This is a genomic window from Rubrivivax soli, from assembly GCF_049810355.1.
GTDB lineage: Bacteria > Pseudomonadota > Gammaproteobacteria > Burkholderiales > Burkholderiaceae_C > Rubrivivax.
This window is the reverse complement of sequence record NZ_CP187368.1, coordinates 3,171,437-3,187,778: the sequence shown is the minus strand read 5'-3', so window position 1 is coordinate 3,187,778 and position 16,342 is coordinate 3,171,437. Positions and strand designations below refer to the sequence as shown.

General features: G+C 73.0%; 15 protein-coding genes. 11 read left to right on the top strand and 4 right to left on the bottom strand.

Translation table 11 applies throughout. The annotated features are described in order from the left end of the window. The first annotated feature begins 145 nt into the window (after positions 1-145). Genes ACPOLB_RS14500 through deoA form a run of 9 tightly spaced genes read left to right on the top strand, consistent with a single transcriptional unit; the run spans position 146 to position 9,846 of the window. The gene (locus tag ACPOLB_RS14500) at positions 146-1,678 is read left to right on the top strand and encodes an ABC transporter ATP-binding protein (RefSeq protein ID WP_425261931.1); all 1,533 of its coding nucleotides are present in this window, start codon (positions 146-148) and stop codon (positions 1,676-1,678) included. Continuing rightward, a complete protein-coding gene (locus ACPOLB_RS14495; RefSeq protein WP_425256703.1) occupies positions 1,675-2,781 on the top strand; it encodes an ABC transporter permease in 1,107 nt (368 codons plus the stop codon). The genes ACPOLB_RS14500 and ACPOLB_RS14495 overlap by 4 nt, the downstream gene beginning before the upstream one ends. After that, on the top strand, positions 2,774-3,742 hold the full coding sequence (locus ACPOLB_RS14490; RefSeq protein ID WP_425256702.1) for an ABC transporter permease: 969 nt from the start codon (positions 2,774-2,776) through the stop codon (positions 3,740-3,742). Before ACPOLB_RS14495 ends, ACPOLB_RS14490 begins: the two co-directional genes overlap by 8 nt. Positions 3,743-3,755: 13 nt before the next feature. Further along, positions 3,756-4,871 (top strand): SMP-30/gluconolactonase/LRE family protein, encoded by a 1,116-nt coding sequence (locus ACPOLB_RS14485; protein WP_425256701.1) that lies wholly within the window; start codon positions 3,756-3,758, stop codon positions 4,869-4,871. Continuing rightward, entirely contained in the window at positions 4,868-5,296 is a 429-nt protein-coding gene (locus ACPOLB_RS14480) for a cytidine deaminase (RefSeq protein WP_425256700.1), read from the top strand. The genes ACPOLB_RS14485 and ACPOLB_RS14480 overlap by 4 nt, the downstream gene beginning before the upstream one ends. After that, positions 5,293-6,105 carry a purine-nucleoside phosphorylase gene (locus ACPOLB_RS14475; RefSeq protein WP_425256699.1) on the top strand — a complete coding sequence of 271 codons (813 nt, stop codon included), beginning with the start codon at positions 5,293-5,295 and terminating at the stop codon, positions 6,103-6,105. Before ACPOLB_RS14480 ends, ACPOLB_RS14475 begins: the two co-directional genes overlap by 4 nt. A 2-nt stretch (positions 6,106-6,107) precedes the next feature. Then, positions 6,108-6,848: a deoxyribose-phosphate aldolase gene (gene deoC / locus ACPOLB_RS14470; RefSeq protein WP_425256698.1), complete on the top strand. Its 741-nt coding sequence runs from the start codon at positions 6,108-6,110 to the stop codon at positions 6,846-6,848. A 29-nt stretch (positions 6,849-6,877) separates the two neighbouring features. Continuing rightward, on the top strand, positions 6,878-8,527 hold the full coding sequence (locus ACPOLB_RS14465) for a bifunctional metallophosphatase/5'-nucleotidase (RefSeq protein WP_425256697.1): 1,650 nt from the start codon (positions 6,878-6,880) through the stop codon (positions 8,525-8,527). 5 nt (positions 8,528-8,532) lie between these two features. Continuing rightward, positions 8,533-9,846, top strand: coding sequence for a thymidine phosphorylase (gene deoA, locus ACPOLB_RS14460; RefSeq protein ID WP_425256696.1), 1,314 nt, complete (start codon positions 8,533-8,535; stop codon positions 9,844-9,846). 91 nt (positions 9,847-9,937) lie between these two features. Here deoA and ACPOLB_RS14455 read toward each other — a convergent pair whose 3' ends face one another. Beyond that, positions 9,938-11,944, bottom strand: coding sequence for a beta-propeller domain-containing protein (locus ACPOLB_RS14455; RefSeq protein WP_425256695.1), 2,007 nt, complete (start codon positions 11,942-11,944; stop codon positions 9,938-9,940). A gap of 135 nt (positions 11,945-12,079) precedes the next feature. Between ACPOLB_RS14455 and ACPOLB_RS14450 the strand changes: the two genes are divergently transcribed. Further along, positions 12,080-12,901, top strand: a complete 822-nt coding sequence (locus ACPOLB_RS14450) for a DUF6502 family protein (protein WP_425256694.1) — start codon at positions 12,080-12,082, stop codon at positions 12,899-12,901. Continuing rightward, entirely contained in the window at positions 12,898-13,449 is a 552-nt protein-coding gene (locus ACPOLB_RS14445; RefSeq protein WP_425256693.1) for a hypothetical protein, read from the top strand. Before ACPOLB_RS14450 ends, ACPOLB_RS14445 begins: the two co-directional genes overlap by 4 nt. 39 nt (positions 13,450-13,488) lie before the next feature. Here ACPOLB_RS14445 and ACPOLB_RS14440 read toward each other — a convergent pair whose 3' ends face one another. The 3 genes from ACPOLB_RS14440 to ACPOLB_RS14430 form a co-directional block, all read right to left on the bottom strand. Further along, positions 13,489-14,763 (bottom strand): TRAP transporter large permease, encoded by a 1,275-nt coding sequence (locus ACPOLB_RS14440; protein WP_425256692.1) that lies wholly within the window; start codon positions 14,761-14,763, stop codon positions 13,489-13,491. After that, a complete protein-coding gene (locus ACPOLB_RS14435; protein WP_425256691.1) occupies positions 14,760-15,254 on the bottom strand; it encodes a TRAP transporter small permease in 495 nt (164 codons plus the stop codon). Before ACPOLB_RS14435 ends, ACPOLB_RS14440 begins: the two co-directional genes overlap by 4 nt. A 106-nt stretch (positions 15,255-15,360) precedes the next feature. After that, complete coding sequence (locus ACPOLB_RS14430) at positions 15,361-16,335, bottom strand: TRAP transporter substrate-binding protein (RefSeq protein ID WP_425256690.1); 975 nt, start codon at positions 16,333-16,335, stop codon at positions 15,361-15,363. Between the last annotated feature and the right edge of the window lie 7 nt (positions 16,336-16,342).

Sequence of the window (16,342 nt, the reverse complement as noted above, 5' to 3'; positions counted from 1 at the left end):
GGCCCCCCCGTAGCGGCTTCGCCGCTCCCCCCAGGGGACGCCGCCGGCGGCCTGGCAGCGCCAGTTCCGCGGCGGCCGCTTGATGGCGACCGTGGCGGCCGGGGCCGCCGGGTCGTCAGCGCCCGGCCTTGCCCCTGCGGTGGCGATGCGGCACATCGAGAAGCGCTTCGGTGCGGTGCACGCCAACCGCGACGTGCACTTGACGGTCCAGCCCGGCACGGTGCACGGCATCGTCGGCGAGAACGGCGCCGGCAAGAGCACGCTGATGTCCATCCTGTACGGCTTCTACCAGGCCGACAGCGGCGAGATCGCGATCGAGGGCCGGCCCGCGCGCATCACCGGCTCGCGCGAGGCCATCGCGCTGGGCATCGGCATGGTGCACCAGCACTTCATGCTGGTGGACACGCTGAGCGCGCTCGACAACGTGATGCTGGGCGCCGAGCCCGGCTGGCGGCTGCGGCGCGCGCGCGCCGCCGTGCGCGCGAGGCTCGACGTGCTGATGCGCGACACCGGCCTGGTGGTCGACCTGGACAGCCTCGTCGCCGACCTTCCGGTCGGCGAGCGCCAGCGGCTGGAGATCCTGAAGGCGCTGTACCGCGGCGCGCGCATCCTGATCCTCGACGAGCCCACCGCGGTGCTGACGCCGCAGGAGACCGAGGCGCTGTTCGCCACGCTGCGCGGGCTGCGCGCGCGCGGCACCACGGTCCTGCTGATCACGCACAAGCTCAAGGAGATCATGGCCTTGTGCGACGCCGTCACCGTGATGCGCCAGGGGGCGGTGGTGCTGGACTGCGCCATCGCCGACACCAGCATCGACGGCCTGGCCGAGGCCATGGTGGGCCGCCGCGTGCAGCTCGGCCGCGAGGCCGGCAGCCACGCGCAGCCGGGCCCGGTGCTGCTGCAGGCCGAAGGCCTGCAGTGGCGCGACGCGCTCGGCGTGCTGCGGCTCGACGGCGTGTCGCTGCAGCTGCGCGCGGGCGAGATCGTCGGCGTCGCAGGCGTCTCGGGCAACGGCCAGAGCGCGCTGCTGGACGTGCTGTCGGGCATGCTGGCGCCGAGCGCCGGCACGCTGGTGCTCGGCGGCCGCACGTTCGCGCCGCGGCACTGGCTGGACACCGCCACCGCGCGCAGCCTGGGCCTGGCCCACGTGCCCGAAGACCGCCACAAGCGCGGCCTGGTGCTGCCGTTCGCGGCCTGGGAATCCGCGGCGCTGGGCTACCAGGGCCGCTACAGCCTGCGCGGCCTGATGCGCCAGCGCAGCATGCGCGACGACTGCGCGCAGATGATGGAGGACTACGACGTGCGCCCGCGCAACCCGGCGCTGCGCTCGTCCCGGTTCAGCGGCGGCAACCAGCAGAAGCTGGTGCTGGCACGCGAGGCTCTGCCCGCACCGCAGGTGCTGCTGGTGGGTCAGCCCACGCGCGGCGTCGACATCGGCGCCATCGAGTTCATCCACGGCCGGTTGCGCGCGATGCGCGACGCCGGCGGCGCCGTGCTCGTGGTGTCGTCCGAACTCGACGAGATCCTGGCGCTGGCCGACCGCGTGATCGTGATGAACGCCGGCCGCATCAGCGGCGAGCTGCCGATCGCGCAGTGCGACGAGGCTGCGCTCGGACGGCTGATGGGCGGCGCCGATGCGGCGCATGCCGTCCCTGCGGCGGAGCCGGCCAGCGCATGAGCACGCCCGTCGAGCTGCCGCGCTGGATCGACGTCGCTGTCCTGCCGGCCTTCAACCTGGCGCTGGCGCTGGCGGTGGCCGGCCTCGTCGTCACGCTGGTGGGCTTCGACCCCGCGCAGGTGATGGCGCTGCTGATCAAGGGCGCCTTCGGCAGCGCCGCCGGCCTCAGCTACACCGCCTACTACGCGACCACCTTCGTCTTCACCGGTCTCGCGGTGGCGGTGGCCTTCCACGGCGGCCTGTTCAACATCGGCGCCGAGGGCCAGGCGATGATGGGCGGGCTCGGCGCGGGGCTGGTGGCGCTGGCCTGGTCGGCGGTGCTGCCGGCCTGGCTGATGCTGCCGCTGATGGTGGTGGCCGCGGCGCTGTTCGGCATGGCCTGGGCCGCGGTGCCTGCGGCGCTGCAGGCGTACCGCGGCAGCCACATCGTCATCACGACCATCATGTTCAACTTCATCGCCGCGGCGCTGATGGGCTACCTGCTCGTCAACGCGCTGAAGGAGCCCGGCAACATGACGCCCGAGAGCCGTGCCTTCGCCGAATCGGCGCGGCTGCCCGGCATGCACGAGGCGCTGGGCTGGCTGGGCATCGCGTGGCCGAAGACGCCGCTGAACCTGAGCGTGCTGCTGGCCCTGGCCGCGGCGGTGCTGGTGTGGCTGGGGCTGTGGAAGTCGCAACCGGGCTACGCGGTGCGCGCGGTCGGCTTTGCGCCCGAGGCCGCGCTGTACGCCGGCATGCGTCCCAAGCGGCTGGTGCTGCTGGCGATGGCGGCCAGCGGCGCGTTGGCGGGCTTCGTCGGCATCAACGAGATCGCCGGCGTGCACGGCCGGCTGCTGCCCGACTTCGTGGCCGGCGCCGGCTTCGCCGGCATCGCGGTCAGCCTGATCGGGCGCAACCATCCGGTGGGCATCGTCCTGGCGGCGCTGCTGTTCGGTGCGCTGTACCAGGGCGGGGCCGAGCTGGCGTTCGAGATCAACGGCTTCAGCCGCGACATGGTGTTCATGCTGCAGGGCCTGATCGTGCTGTTCGCCGGTGCGATGGCCCAGGTGGCGGCACCGCTGCTGGGCCGGCTGTGGCAGGCCACCGGAGGCCGCCGTGGATGAACTGCTGATCGGCACCCTGCTCGGCAGCACGCTGCGCGTGTCGGTGCCGCTGATCCTGTGCGCGCTGGCCGGCGTGCTGTGCGAGCGTGCCGGCGTCATCGACCTGGGCCTGGAAGGCAAGATGCTGCTGACCGCCTTCGCCGCCGCGGCGGTGGGCTCGTTCACGCAGTCGCTGCCGCTGGCGCTGCTGGCGGCGCTGGGCGTGGGCATTGCGCTGAGCATGCTGCACGGCTACGCCTGCGTCACGCACCGCGGCGACCAGGTCGTGCTCGGCATGGCCATCACGATGACGGCCGCCGGCCTCACGGTGGTGCTGGGCATCGCCTGGTTCGCGCAGGGCGGGCAGACGCCGCCGCTGCCCGACACGGTGCGGCTGTCGCCCTGGTTCGTCGAGGCCGGCCAGGCGGTGGCCACCGTGCCGGTGGTGGGCCGTGCGCTGTCGCTGGCCTTCTTCGGCCACACCTGGCTCGTCTACCTGGCGCTGGCGCTGGTGGCGGGGGTGTGGTGGCTGCTGTACCGCACGCGCTTCGGCCTGCGGCTGCGTGCAGCCGGCGAGAACCCGGCGATGGTCGACGCCGCCGGCGTCTCGGTGCTGGGCCTGCGCTACCAGGCGCTGGCGCTCAATGGCGTGCTGTGCGCGCTGGCGGGTGCTTCGCTGGTGCTGGCGCAGAACCCGAGCTTCATCCCGAACATGACGGCCGGCCGCGGCTACATGGCGCTGGCAGCGATGATCTTCGGCAAGTGGCACCCGGTGGGCGCGCTGCTGGCGTGCCTGCTGTTCGGTTTTCTGGACGCGGTCTCGATCCGGCTGCAGGGCGTGGTGATCCCCGGCCTGGGCGAAGTGCCGGTGCAGGCCATCCAGGCCCTGCCCTACGTGCTGACGGTGGTGCTGCTGGCCGGCTTCATCGGCCGCGCCTACGCCCCGGCGGCGCTGGGCCGGCCGTACGTGAAGGAACGCTGAAAGACAGCCTGCGATGAAGAAGCTGTTGCTCGTCCTGGGCCTGGCGCTGGTGGCGCTGGGCGCGTACCTGGCGCTGTGGCCGGTGCCGGTGCAGCCGGTGGCCTGGGTGGCGCCGCCTGCGCCGGGCTACACCGGCGTGCACGCGGTCAACACGCGGCTGGCCGGGCTGCGCAGCATCGCGCTCGGTGGCGAAGAAGGCCCCGAGCACATCGTGCTGGGCCGCGACGGCCTGCTGTACGCGGCCGTGGCCAGCGGCAGGATCCTGCGCATGCAGCCCGACGGCAGCGGCCAACAGGTGTTCGCCGACACCGGTGGCCGCGTGCTCGGCTTCGACTTCGACGCCGCCGGCCGGCTGATCGCCGCCGATGCCTTCAAGGGGCTGCTGGCCATCAGCGCCGACGGCAAGACCACCACCGTGCTGGCCGACCGCATCGGCGGCGACCCCATCCGCTACGCCGACGCGGTGGTGGTGGCGCCCGACGGCAAGATCTACCTCACCGACGCCTCGACGCGCTTCGCGCCCGCGCAGTGGGGCGGCACCTTCGAGGCCAGCGTGCTCGACATCCTCGAGCAGAGTGCCACCGGCCGCGTCATCGAGCACGACCCCGCCACCGGCAGCACGCGCGTGGTGGCGCGCGGCCTGAGCTTCGCCAACGGCATCGCGCTGTCGCAGGACGGGCGGACGCTGTTCGTCAACGAGACCGGCAAGTACCGCGTCTGGGCCATCGCCACCGCCGCCAACGCACTGGACGTGGCCCAGCCCGCGCCGCAGGCGCGTGTGCTGCTGGACAACCTGCCCGGCTACCCCGACAACCTGATGCGCGGGTTGGACGGCCGCATCTGGCTCGGCCTGGCCAAGCCGCGCAGCGCGGTCGTCGACGGCATGGCCGGCCGGCCGTGGCTGCGCGCCATGACGCTGCGCCTGCCGCGCGTGTTGTGGCCGGTGCCGCCGGCCTACGGCCACGTCATCGCCTTCACCGAAGACGGCCGCATCGTCGCCGACCTGCAGGACCCGAGCGGGGCCTACCCCGAAACCACCGCCATCACCGAGACACCCGACCGGCTGTACGTGCAGAGCCTGCACGCACGCAGCCTGGGCTGGCTGCCGCGCACGGAGACCAAGCCATGACGCCGACGAACCCCGCGCCGGTCAGCGACGCCGAGCTGCAGGCGCTGGTGGACGCCGCGCGCGCGGTGCGCGCCCACGGCCACGCGCCGTACTCGAATTTCCTGGTGGGCGCGGCGGTGCTGGACGAAGCCGGCCGCATGCACGCCGGCTGCAACGTCGAGAACGCCGCCTACCCGCAAGGCTGGTGCGCCGAGACGTCGGCGCTGGCGCACCTGGTCAGCGCCGGCGGCCGCCGCGTGCGCGCGGTGGCGGTGGTGGGCGTGGCCGCCGACCCGGTCACGCCCTGCGGCGGCTGCCGGCAGAAGCTGCGCGAGTTCGCGGCCGGCGATTGCCCGGTGTGGATCGCCGACTTGAACACCGTGCGCCTGCGCACGACACTGGCCGACCTGCTGCCGCACAGCTTCGGCCCCGAGCATCTGACATGACTCCTGAACAAGCCATCGAACACAGCGCAGCGCGGCTGCGCGCCAGCGGCATCGCGCCAGAGATCGCCATCGTGCTGGGCACCGGCTGGGGCCCCGTGGCCGCGCGGGTGCAGGACGCCGTCGACATCCCCTACGGCGAGCTGCCGGCGTTTCCCGCGCTGGGCGTGGGCGGGCATGCCGGGCAGGTGCGGCTGGGCCGGCTGGGCGGACGTCCGGTGGCCGTGCTCGCCGGCCGCAAGCACGCCTACGAGACCGGCGAGCCCGACGGCATGAAGGGCGCCATCCGCACGCTGGCGGCGCTGGGCGTGCAGGTGCTGCTGCAGACCAATGCCGCCGGCAGCATGGACCCGGCGATGGCGCCGGGGCAGATCATGCTGCTGCGCGACCACATCAACGTCGTGCAGCGCAGCCCCTTGTTCCACGAGACCGGCGACCACCGCTTCGTCGACATGTCGGCGGCCTACGACCCCGCGCTGGGCGCGCAGGCGCTCGCGGTGGCGCAGCGCCTGGGCGTGCCGCTGTTCGAGGGCGTGTACGCCTGGGTCATGGGGCCGCAGTTCGAGACGCCGGCCGAGATCCGCTGGCTGCGCGGCATGGGCGCGCAGGCCGTGGGCATGAGCACGGTGCCCGAGACCATCCTGGCGCGCCACGCCAGGATGCGCGTGCTGGCGCTCTCGCTGATGACCAACATGGCGGCAGGCATGGCCGACGAGACGCTGAGCCACGCCCACACGATGGCCACTGCGCAAGCCGCCAGCGAGCGCGCCGTGGGCCTGCTCGAAGCCGTGGTCGCGGGACTGGAGCTGTGACCATGCCGACACCACAAGACACCGCCCGCCTGGCGCTCGCGTGCCTGGACCTGACGAGCCTGAACGACGACGACACGCCCGCCACCATCGACGCGCTGTGCCGGCGTGCGACGGGCCCGCACGGTCCCACCGCCGCGGTCTGCGTGTGGCCGCGCTTCGCGGCGCATGCGCGTGTGCAGCTGCCGGCCCACGTGGCGGTGGCCGCGGTCGCCAACTTCCCCGACGGCAGCAGCGACGTCGAACGCGCCGTGCGCGACACCGGCGCCATCGTGCAGGCCGGCGCGCAGGAGGTCGACGTCGTGCTGCCGTACCGCGACCTGGCCGCCGCACCGGCGCTGCTGGCCGCGGTGCGCCGCGCGTGCGACGGGCTGCGGCTGAAGGTCATCCTGGAGACGGGCGAGCTGCAGGACGCGGCACGCATCCGCCGCGCCTGCGCCATCGCGCTGGACGCCGGCGCCGACTTCCTGAAGACCAGCACCGGCAAGGTGAAGATCAACGCCACGCTGGAGGCCGCGGCGCTGCTGCTGCAGGCCATCCGCGACGGCGGCCACCACGCCGTGGGCTTCAAGCCGGCCGGCGGCATCCGCACCGTGGCCGACGCCGCCGCGTTCATCGCGCTGACCGAGGCGCATCTGGGCGCGGTGACGCCGCAGCGTTTTCGCATCGGGGCCAGCGGCCTGCTGAACGACATCGAGGCCGCGCTCGGCGGCGGCAGCGCCGCGCCCGGCACCGCCAGCTACTGACGACCACGACACCACGAGGACCTCCCGCCATGCGTTTCGCCACCGCCGCGTTCACCCTGCTGGCCGCCGCTGTGCTCGCCGGCTGCGCCACACCGCGATCCACCGAGCCGGTGCAGCTGAAGGTGCTGGCCATCAACGACTTCCACGGCAACCTGAAGCCGCCCTCCAGCGGCATCCGCATCCAGGACCCGGCCGACCCGACCAAGACCGTCACCGTGCCCGCCGGCGGCGCCGAGCACCTGGCCACCGCGGTGCAGCAGCTGCGCGCGAAGAACCCGAACCACGTCTTCGTCGCGGCCGGCGACCTGGTCGGCGCGACGCCGCTGCTGTCGGCGCTGTTCCGCGACGAGCCGACGATCGAGTCGCTGTCGGCCATGGGCCTGCAGCTGGCCGCGGTGGGCAACCATGAATTCGACAAGGGCGCGGCCGAGCTGCTGCGCCTGCAGAACGGCGGCTGCAGCAGCGAGGGCTGCAAGGGCCCCGCGCCCTTCACCGGCGCCAGGTTCCAGTACCTGGCCGCCAGCACGGTGGTCGACGCCACCGGCAAGACGCTGCTGCCGGCCTACAGCATCCAGCGCTTCGGCGGCATTCCGGTGGCCTTCATCGGCCTGACGCTGAAGGACACGCCGACCATCGTCGTGCCCGCGGGTGTCGCCGGGCTCACCTTCCGCGACGAGGCCGAGACGGTGAACGCGCTCGTGCCCGTGCTGCGCCAGCAGGGCGTGGAAGCCATCGTCGTGCTGATCCACGAAGGCGGCGTGCCCACCGGCGACTACAACGCCTGCCCCGGCATCAGCGGCCCCATCGTCGACATCGTGAACAAGCTCGACAAGGCGGTCGACGTGGTCGTCACCGGCCACACGCACCGCGCCTACAACTGCCGCATCGACGGCCGGCTCGTCACCAGCGGCGACAAGTACGGCACCATCGTCACCGAGATCGACCTCACGCTCGACCCCGGGACCGGCGACGTCACGCGCGCGGTGGCCGACAACGTCATCGTGCGCACCGCGAGCTTCGCGAAGGACCCGCGCCAGACCGCGCTGATCGCCGCCTACGAGCGGCTGGCCACGCCACTGGCCAAGCGCGTGGTGGGCCGCATCGGCGGCGCGCTGCCGCGCGAGCAGAACCCGGCCGGCGAAAGCGTGCTGGGCCAGGTCATCGCCGATGCGCAGCTGGCCGCCACGCAGGACGCCGGCGCGCAGATCGCGCTGATGAACCCGGGCGGCATCCGCGCCGCACTGCCGCTGCCCATCGACGGCCAGCTGCGCTACGAAGACCTGTTCGCGGTGCAGCCGTTCTACAACAACCTGGTCACGATGACGCTCAGCGGCGCGCAGCTGCAGCAGCTGCTGGAACAGCAGTGGCAGACCGCCACGCGCACGCACATGCTGCAGGTCAGCCGCGGTTTCAGCTACCGCTGGGACGCGAGCCAGCCGATGGGCCAGCGCGTCGTGCCCGGCAGCCTGCGCCTGAACGGCCAGCCCATCGCCGCCGATGCGCGGTTGCGCGTCACGGTGAACAGCTTCATCGCCAGCGGCGGCGACAACTTCACCGTGCTGCGCCAGGGCACCGAGCGCAAGACCGGCGTGATGGACATCGACGCGCTGGAAGCCTACGTGAAGGCCAACCCGACGCTGGTGCCGGGCACGCTGGACCGCATCGCGCGGCTGAACTGACGGCGGTGCTGGCGCCCGAGATCATCCGTCGCAAGCGCGACGGCCACACGCTGCAGGCGCCCGAGATCGCCGCCTTCGCGCAGGGCCTGGCCGACGGCAGCTGGAGCGACGCGCAGGCCGGCGCGATGGCGATGGCGATCCTGCTGCGCGGCATGGACCGCGCCGAGACCGTGGCGCTGACCGAGGCCATGACGGCCTCGGGCGCGGTGCTCGACTGGTCGCAGGCCGGCCTGCCCGGCCCGGTGCTCGACAAGCACAGCACCGGTGGCGTCGGCGACAAGGTCAGCCTGCTGCTGGCGCCCATCGTCGCCTGCTGCGGCGGCGTCGTGCCGATGGTCAGCGGCCGCGGCCTGGGCCACACCGGCGGCACGCTGGACAAGCTCGAGGCCCTGCCCGGCTACACGGTGGACCAGCCGCCCGACCGCCTGGCCGCCGTGCTGCGCAGCGTGGGCTGCGCCATCGTCGGCGCTTCGGCGCGGCTGGCGCCGGCGGACCGGCGGCTGTATGCCATCCGCGACGTCACGGCCACGGTCGAGAGCGTGCCGCTGATCACCGCCAGCATCCTGAGCAAGAAGCGCGCGGCCGGCCTGCAGGCGCTGGTGCTCGACGTGAAGGTCGGCAGCGGCGCGTTTGCGCAGGACGCGGCCCTGGCGCACACGCTTGCCACCAGCCTGGTGCAGGTGGCGCGCGGCGCCGGGCTGCCGGCCACCGCGCTCGTCACCGACATGGCGCAGGTGCTGGGCAGCACGGCCGGCAACGCGCTGGAGGTGCGGGAGTCGCTCGACGCGCTGACGGGCCGGGCCGCCGACGCGCGGCTGCTGGACGTGACGCTGGGCCTGAGCGCCGAGCTGCTGCACCTGGGCGGGCTCCACGCCAGCGTCGACGCTGCGCTGCAGGCGGCACGGCAGGCGCTGGCCAGCGGTGCCGCGGCCGAGCGTTTCGCGCGCATGGTGGCGGCCCTCGGCGGCCCGGCCGACGTGCTGCGCGACGCGCAGCTGCCCACGGCACCGGTGCAGCGCGTGGTGCCGGCGCCGCGGGCCGGCGTGGTGGCGGCGCTGGACGTGCGCGCCATCGGCCTGGCCGTGGTGGCGCTGGGCGGCGGGCGCCGACGCAACGGCGACACGGTGGACCCGCGCGTGGGCTTCAGCGGCGTGCGCGGCCTGGGCACGGCTGTGCAGGCCGGCACGCCGCTGGCCACCGTGCACGCCGCCAGCGCCGACGCCGCCGACGCCGCGGCTGCGGCGCTGCTGGCGGCCTGCCGCATCGACGACAGCGCGCCGCCGCCGCCGCCCTGGCTGCACGCCCGCATCGCAGGTTGATGCCATGACCGTGGGGAAGACCTGCTGCATCGCCAGCGTCGGCGAAGCACGGCTGGCGGTGCGCGCCGCCTGCGTTGCCGGCGCCTGAACGTCACGGCGCCCAGCCGTGGCCGGTGAGGTTGCCGCTGCGCAGGTGGTAGACGTGGTCCTCGATCTGCACGCTGCGGTCGCTGGCCAGGTCATGCGCCTGCGGGCCTTCGGTGGCGCCCAGCAGCGGCAGCGTGCGCAGCGTCGCCGCGGCCAGGTCGACCTCGAGGCGCTGCAGCCCGCGCTGCCAGTACAGCGTCTGCTGGGTCGTCACTTCCACGGCCAGGTCCACCGGCAGCGCGATGCGCACCTGCCCGCCGCGCTCGAAGAAGTTGATGCCCTGCGGTGACGCCGACAGCGCCGACTGGCTCTGCACGCCGCCCAGCACCACGCTGTGCAGCAGCCGCGGCTGCGCCATGTCCTGCACGTCGAACAGCGTGAAGCGCAGGCCGCCGACGGCGCCGGTGGGGTCGGCGTCGCGGCCCACGCCGAAGAGCAGCCGGCCGTCCAGCGGGTACAGGTGCTCCGAGAAGCCCGGCACCTCCAGCGTGCCGGCGATGCGCGGGTCGGCGTCGTCGGCCAGGTCCAGCACGTACAGCGGGTCGGTGCGGCGGAAGGTGACGACGTAGCCGCGCGTGCCCGTGAAACGCACGCCGTAGATCTGCTCGTCGGGCTTGCCGAGGGCCTCGGGGCGCTGCGGGTTCGGCAGCGTCGCCACCGTGCGCAGCGTGCGCGTGGCGGGGTCTTCGCGCAGCACCGTCAGCCGCGCGGGCGAGGGCGGTGTCGTGCTGCCGGCGTCGGCCGGCACCGCCCAGCCGCTGCTGCCGGTGTAGGTCAGCACGCGCAGCGCGCCGGCGTGTTCGCCGAAGCGGTAGGGGCGCTGGTTGCCGTCCCAGCCGAGATGGCCGCGCACGGTGGCCGAGCCGCGGTAGTCGATGCCCGCGACCACGCCGTTGCCCGCGAGCACGAACTTGTGCACGTCGGTGTCCATCTCCTCGGGGAAGATCATCGCCACGCGCGCGCCGTCGCCGGGGATGTAGCTGTAGCGCGTGGTGGCCAGCACCAGGCTGGTGGGCGACATGTACAGCGCCTCGGTGCCGCCGGCGATGCAGCGGCTGCTGGACGCCAGCACCGGCGAGCGCAGGTCGAACACCGTGACCGTGGTGGTCTCCAGCGAGGTCGAGGCGTTGTCGGCGTGGAGGTAGCAGTCGCTCTCGGCCACCAGCGGCTGCGCGGGGCCGCCGTCCACCGTCTTGTTCGGCAGCAGCGCGGGGGCGGTCAGCGCGGCGATGGCGGCCTCGCGCGCGGCGGTGTCGGACGGCGGCAGCCGGTCCAGCGCCAGCGCCGGGCTGTGCCGCGTGACGACCAGCAGCGCGTCGCCGATGCGGCGGCTGCCCACCAGCCAGCCCTGCAGGCTGACGCGCGTGCCGGGCGTGGCCGTCGCGGGGTCGCTCACGTCCACGCGCTGCACCGCCACGCGGGCCTCGTGCACCGGGCCGGTCGTCGGCGGTGTCGACATGGTCTGCACCTGCGGCTCCCAGCTCTCGGCCAGCACGGCGGCGGTGCGGCCGTCGTCGCTGAGCATCAGTGCGTCGGGCCCGCCGGCGATGGCGCCCGGCGCGGCCAGCACCAGCGTCTGCAGCGGCGCCACGCTGCCGTCGGCCGCGCGGCGGTGGATCTGCAGCCTGGACGTGGGGTCGGTGCGCGGCAGCAGGCTGTAGAGGTGCACGCCGTCGGTCTTCAGCCGGTCGGCTTCGTCGACACCGGCCTCCTGCACCGTGCTCGTCGAACGCGCGAGGCTGCCGGTGGTGGGCGCGGGTGCCGGTGCGCCGGCCTGGGGCGTGCCCGTGCCGCGCTGGCGCAGGCGTTGCTGCGCGTAGGCCACGAGGTCGCCGGGGGCGGCGGCCTGCAGCTGCGGGTTGGTGCCGGGCCGGGCCACGGGCGGCTCGGCGGCTGGCGCGTCGTCACCGCTGCCGCAGGCCTGGAGCAGCGCCAGGCCGGCCAGTGCCAGCGTGGCCAGGCCGCCGCGCCAGGGCGCGGCGGGTCGGTGGGGAAGGGCGGGATGCGGCATGGGCAGGTCCTCGGCGTGGAAGGGTTGTGGTGACGACAGCGATGTGGGAAAATATCCCACGCTCTCGATGTGCTTGTCAACCACCCCTGCCGCGACCCGCCTGCCGCCTCGCTGCCCCGTGCGATCCTTCGGCCGATGAACACCCAGCCCACCCTCGTGCTCGACCGCGTGCTGCGCGCGCTGCGGCCGCTGGTCCGCCTGCTGGTGCGCAACGGCGTCACCTACCCGGCGCTGGCCGCGGCCTTGAAGCGTGTGTTTCTCGACGCGGCGCGAGAAGAGCTGCAGGCCAGGCAGATGGCCGTGACCGACAGCGCCGTGACGCTGCTGTCGGGCGTGCACCGGCGCGACGTGCGCGAACTCACGCGCGGCGCCGCGGCGCAGGGCGGCGACCCGCCGGCGCTGGTGGGGCTGGTCAGCGAGGTCGTGGCGCGCTGGCGCAGCGCGCCGGCCTACCGTCGCCGGGGCGGCCAGCCGCGGCCGCTGCCCCGCAGCGCCAGCGCCGGCGAGGGCGCCAGCTTCGATGCGCTGGTGGCCGGCATCAGCCGCGACGTGCGGCCGCGCGCGGTGCTGGACGAACTGCTGCGCCTGGGCGTCGTGCACGAGACCGCCGACGGACTGGAACTCAGCGGCAGCGGCCTGGTGCCGCGCCAGGGCTTCGAGGAGCTGTCGTGGCTGTTCGCGCAGAACCTGCACGACCACGCCGCCGCGGCCGCCGCCAACCTGCAGGGCGAGGCCAACTTCCTCGACCAGGCGGTGTTCGTCGACGAGATCACGGCCGACTCGGCAGCGCGGCTGCAGCAGGTGTCGGTGGCGGCCTGGAAGCGGGCCTTCCAGCAGGTGATGGCCGAGGCCCAGGAACGATTCGACGCCGACGCGGCCGCTGCCGCGCCCGCGCAGCGCGACCACCGCGCGCGCTTCGGCGTGTACTTCTACAGCGAGCGGGAGACGAAGGAATGAACGCACCCTGGCACCCGACCTGGCGCGGGGCGTTGCTGGCTCCCATGTGCGCCGCCTGGCTGCTGCTGGCCGGCTGCGGCCCCGGCGTCGGCGGCACCGGCGACGGCGAAGGGCCACCGGTCTCGGGCTTCCCCGCGCCCGCCGGCACGACGGCGCTGCCGGTGTGCGGCGCCGGCTTCGCCGACCGCCTGGCCTGCCCGCCGGCCACCACCACCGGCCCGGCCCCCGAAGGCAGCCTGCTGCTGCGCCTGACCGACCCCGCGGCGCGTGCCGCGGTGGTGGTGGAAGGCAACGCCGTCGAGCTGCTGGCGCCGTGCAGCCAGCTGCGCTTCCAGGGCGCCTGGGCGCAGCGGCCGGGGGATGCCGGCCCGCGCTACCACGGCACGCTCACGGTGGCCGGCGTGGCCAGCGCCGCGTCGCTGCAGGTGGAGGCTGGAAGTGGCAGCGGCAGCAGCCTGCAGGCGCAGCTGCTGGCAGAGGCCGACCGCACCGTGCTGGGCCCGCTGCTGCTGGCGCCTTCGGTGCTGGCGCTGCCGGCCTGCCCCTGAGCGCCGGGTGCGCCGGTCACCCCGGCGCGCCGGGCCGCGTCAGCGGTAGACCAGGTCGCGCAGGCCCAGCGACAGTGTCGGCAGGTAGGTGATCACCGCCAGGCAGGCCAGCACCACCAGCACGAAGGGCACCAGGCTGCTGACGATGCGGTCCAGCGAGATGCGCGCCACCGTGCAGGCGGCGAACAGGTTCACGCCGAAGGGCGGCGTGATCATGCCCAAAGCGAGGTTCACGACCATGATGATGCCGAAGTGCACCGGGTCGACGCCGAAGAAGGCCGCCACGGGTGCCAGGATCGGCGCCAGCACGATGATGGCGGCGCTGGTCTCGATGAACATGCCGATCAGGAACAGCGCGAGGTTCACGCCCAGCAGGAACAGCAGCGGGTTGTCCAGCACCAGCTTCAGCCACTGGCCGATGGCGTCGGGCACGCCGGCGCGCGTGATCAGGTACGCGAAGAGCCCGGCGTTGGCGATGATGAACATGATCACCGACGACGAGATCACCGACTTCTTCAGGATCGGCCAGAGATCGGCGATGCGGATCTCGCGGTAGATCACGAGCCCCACCAGCAGCGCGTAGGCCACGGCCACCGCCGAAGCCTCGGTGGGCGTGAAGATGCCGCCGTAGATGCCGCCGAGAATGATCACCGGCATCAGCAGCGCCCACGCGGCCTGCCAGGTGGCACGGCCCACCGGCAGCCGGCCGTCGCCGTCGTCCTTGCCCCAGCCCTTCCACTTGCACCACAGCCACACGAACAGCATCAGCGCGCCGCCGATCAGCAGGCCCGGTCCGACGCCGGCGATGAAGAGCTCGCCGATCGAGACCTCGGCCGCCACGCCGTACAGGATCATCGGGATCGACGGCGGGATGATCACGCCGAGCTCGGCGCTGGTGGCCTGCAGCGCCGCGGCGTAGGGCGTGGGATAGCCGTGCTTGATCAGCGCCGGGATCAGGATGGCGCCGATCGCGAACGTGGTGGCCACCGACGAGCCCGACACCGCCGCGAAGATCATGCAGGTCAGCACGCAGGTCATCGGCAGGCCGCCCTGCACGCCGCCGACCAGGCTCTTGGCGAACTCCACCAGCCGCCGGCTGATGCCGCCGGTCTCCATCAGGTTGCCGGCGAGGATGAAGAACGGAATGGCGGCGAGCGGGAACTTGTTGATCGAGGAGAACATCTCCTTCACCGCGACCAGCATGTTCACGTTGCTGATCTGGATGCCGACGATGGCCGCCAGCCCGATCGACACCGCCACCGAGATGGTGAGTGCGAAGCACAGCACCATCGTCAACACCATTGCCGTGGTCATTGGGCAGTTTCCAGTTCCATGCGCTGCGGGTCCAGCCAGTTGCCCACGATGGCCAGCACCGAGAACACGCCGCCCACCGGCATCGACATGTAGGCCCAGAACATCGAGACGTCTTCGAGGCCGGTGACCGTCTGCACGCTGCCGCGCTGCGCGTAGTCCCAGCCCACGACGATGGTGATGCCGATCAGCAGCAGCGCCGCCAGCGCCACCATCGTGTCGAGGAAGCGCCGCAGGCGCTGCCCGCTCCAGCGGTAGAGCACGTCGACGCTGACCATCGCGCCGATGCGGAAGGCCATCGGGATGCCGAGGAACACCATCCAGATCAGCGTGAAGCGGATCAGCACCTCGGTCCACTCGGCCGGGCGCTCGATCACGAAGCGCGTGATGATCTGCCACAGCCCCAGCGCGGCCGCTGCCGTCAGCATCGCGCAGGCCAGGGCCGTGGCGAGCGCGGTCGTGCCGCGCTCGACCTTGAGAAACAGGGCTCTCATCGCGGCAGGCAGGGCATCAAGCGGCCGCCGCGGATCCGGCTCCGCAGGTCCGCCAGCGGCGCCCCCTGGAGGGGGAGCGCCGAAGGCGCTTCGGGGGTGGTCAAGGTCACTTGAAGTTCTTGATGCGGTCGATGTTGGCCTTGCCGAACTGCTGCTCGAACTGGGCATACACCGGCGTCAGCGCGGCCTGGAACTTGGCCTTGTCGGGGTTCTCCACCACCGACATGCCCTTGCCGCGCAGCTCGGCCACGCCCTTGGCGTCGTCCTCGTCCACGCGGGCGCGGTTGGCGGCCACGGCCACCTTGGCGGCGTCCAGGAAGTGCTGCTTGTCGGCGGCGCTGAGCTTGTCGAAGCTGGCCTTGTTCATCATGAACACGCAGGGGCTGTAGACGTGGCCGGTCAGCGTCAGGTGCTTCTGCACCTGGTCGAACTTGGCCGCCATGATCACGCTGAGCGGGTTCTCCTGGCCGTCGACCGTGCCCTGCTGCAGCGCGGTGAACACCTCGGGGAAGGCCATCGGCGTGGTGATGATGCCGAAGCCCTTGTAAGCGGCCACGTGCACCGGGTTCTCCATCGTGCGCATCTTCAGGCCCTTCAGGTCGTCGGGGCCGTTCACCGCGCGCTTGCTGTTGGTCATGTGGCGCACGCCGTTCTCGCCCCAGGCCAGCGCCTTGAAGCCCTTCGACTCGAACTTCTGCAGCATCTCCTGGCCGATCGGGCCGTCGAGCACCGCACGCGCGTGCGCCTTGTCGCGGAACAGGAACGGTATGTCGAGGATGCGCGCCTCGGGCACGAAGTTCGGCACCGGGCCGGTGCTGGTGAAGGTGAGCTCCTGCGTGCCCAGCTGCACCGCTTCGATGCTCTCGCGCTCGCCGCCCAGGCTGCCGGAATAGAAGGTCTGCACCTTGTAGCGGCCGCCGGTGCGCTGTTCGACTTCGCGGGCGAAGACGTCGATGCCCACGCCCTGGTGGGAGTTCTGGCCCACCGAGATGCTGATCTTCATGGTGGTCTGGGCCAGCGCCGCGGGGGCGACGAAGGCGAACGAGGCCAGGGCGGCGGCAAGCAGGGTCAGGCGCTTCACGGTGATG

Bases quoted from the DNA above. Each gene is read 5' to 3' on its own strand.
- ACPOLB_RS14495 (WP_425256703.1), top strand. From the start codon at position 1,675: ATGAGCACGCCCGTCGAGCTGCCGCGCTGGATCGACGTCGCTGTCCTG.
- ACPOLB_RS14500 (WP_425261931.1), top strand. From the start codon at position 146: ATGCGGCACATCGAGAAGCGCTTCGGTGCGGTGCACGCCAACCGCGAC.
- ACPOLB_RS14465 (WP_425256697.1), top strand. From the start codon at position 6,878: ATGCGTTTCGCCACCGCCGCGTTCACCCTGCTGGCCGCCGCTGTGCTC.
- ACPOLB_RS14445 (WP_425256693.1), top strand. From the start codon at position 12,898: ATGAACGCACCCTGGCACCCGACCTGGCGCGGGGCGTTGCTGGCTCCC.
- ACPOLB_RS14475 (WP_425256699.1), top strand. From the start codon at position 5,293: ATGACTCCTGAACAAGCCATCGAACACAGCGCAGCGCGGCTGCGCGCC.
- ACPOLB_RS14435 (WP_425256691.1), bottom strand. From the start codon at position 15,254: ATGAGAGCCCTGTTTCTCAAGGTCGAGCGCGGCACGACCGCGCTCGCC.
- ACPOLB_RS14480 (WP_425256700.1), top strand. From the start codon at position 4,868: ATGACGCCGACGAACCCCGCGCCGGTCAGCGACGCCGAGCTGCAGGCG.
- ACPOLB_RS14485 (WP_425256701.1), top strand. From the start codon at position 3,756: ATGAAGAAGCTGTTGCTCGTCCTGGGCCTGGCGCTGGTGGCGCTGGGC.
- deoC (WP_425256698.1), top strand. From the start codon at position 6,108: ATGCCGACACCACAAGACACCGCCCGCCTGGCGCTCGCGTGCCTGGAC.
- ACPOLB_RS14440 (WP_425256692.1), bottom strand. From the start codon at position 14,763: ATGACCACGGCAATGGTGTTGACGATGGTGCTGTGCTTCGCACTCACC.
- ACPOLB_RS14455 (WP_425256695.1), bottom strand. From the start codon at position 11,944: ATGCCGCATCCCGCCCTTCCCCACCGACCCGCCGCGCCCTGGCGCGGC.
- ACPOLB_RS14450 (WP_425256694.1), top strand. From the start codon at position 12,080: ATGAACACCCAGCCCACCCTCGTGCTCGACCGCGTGCTGCGCGCGCTG.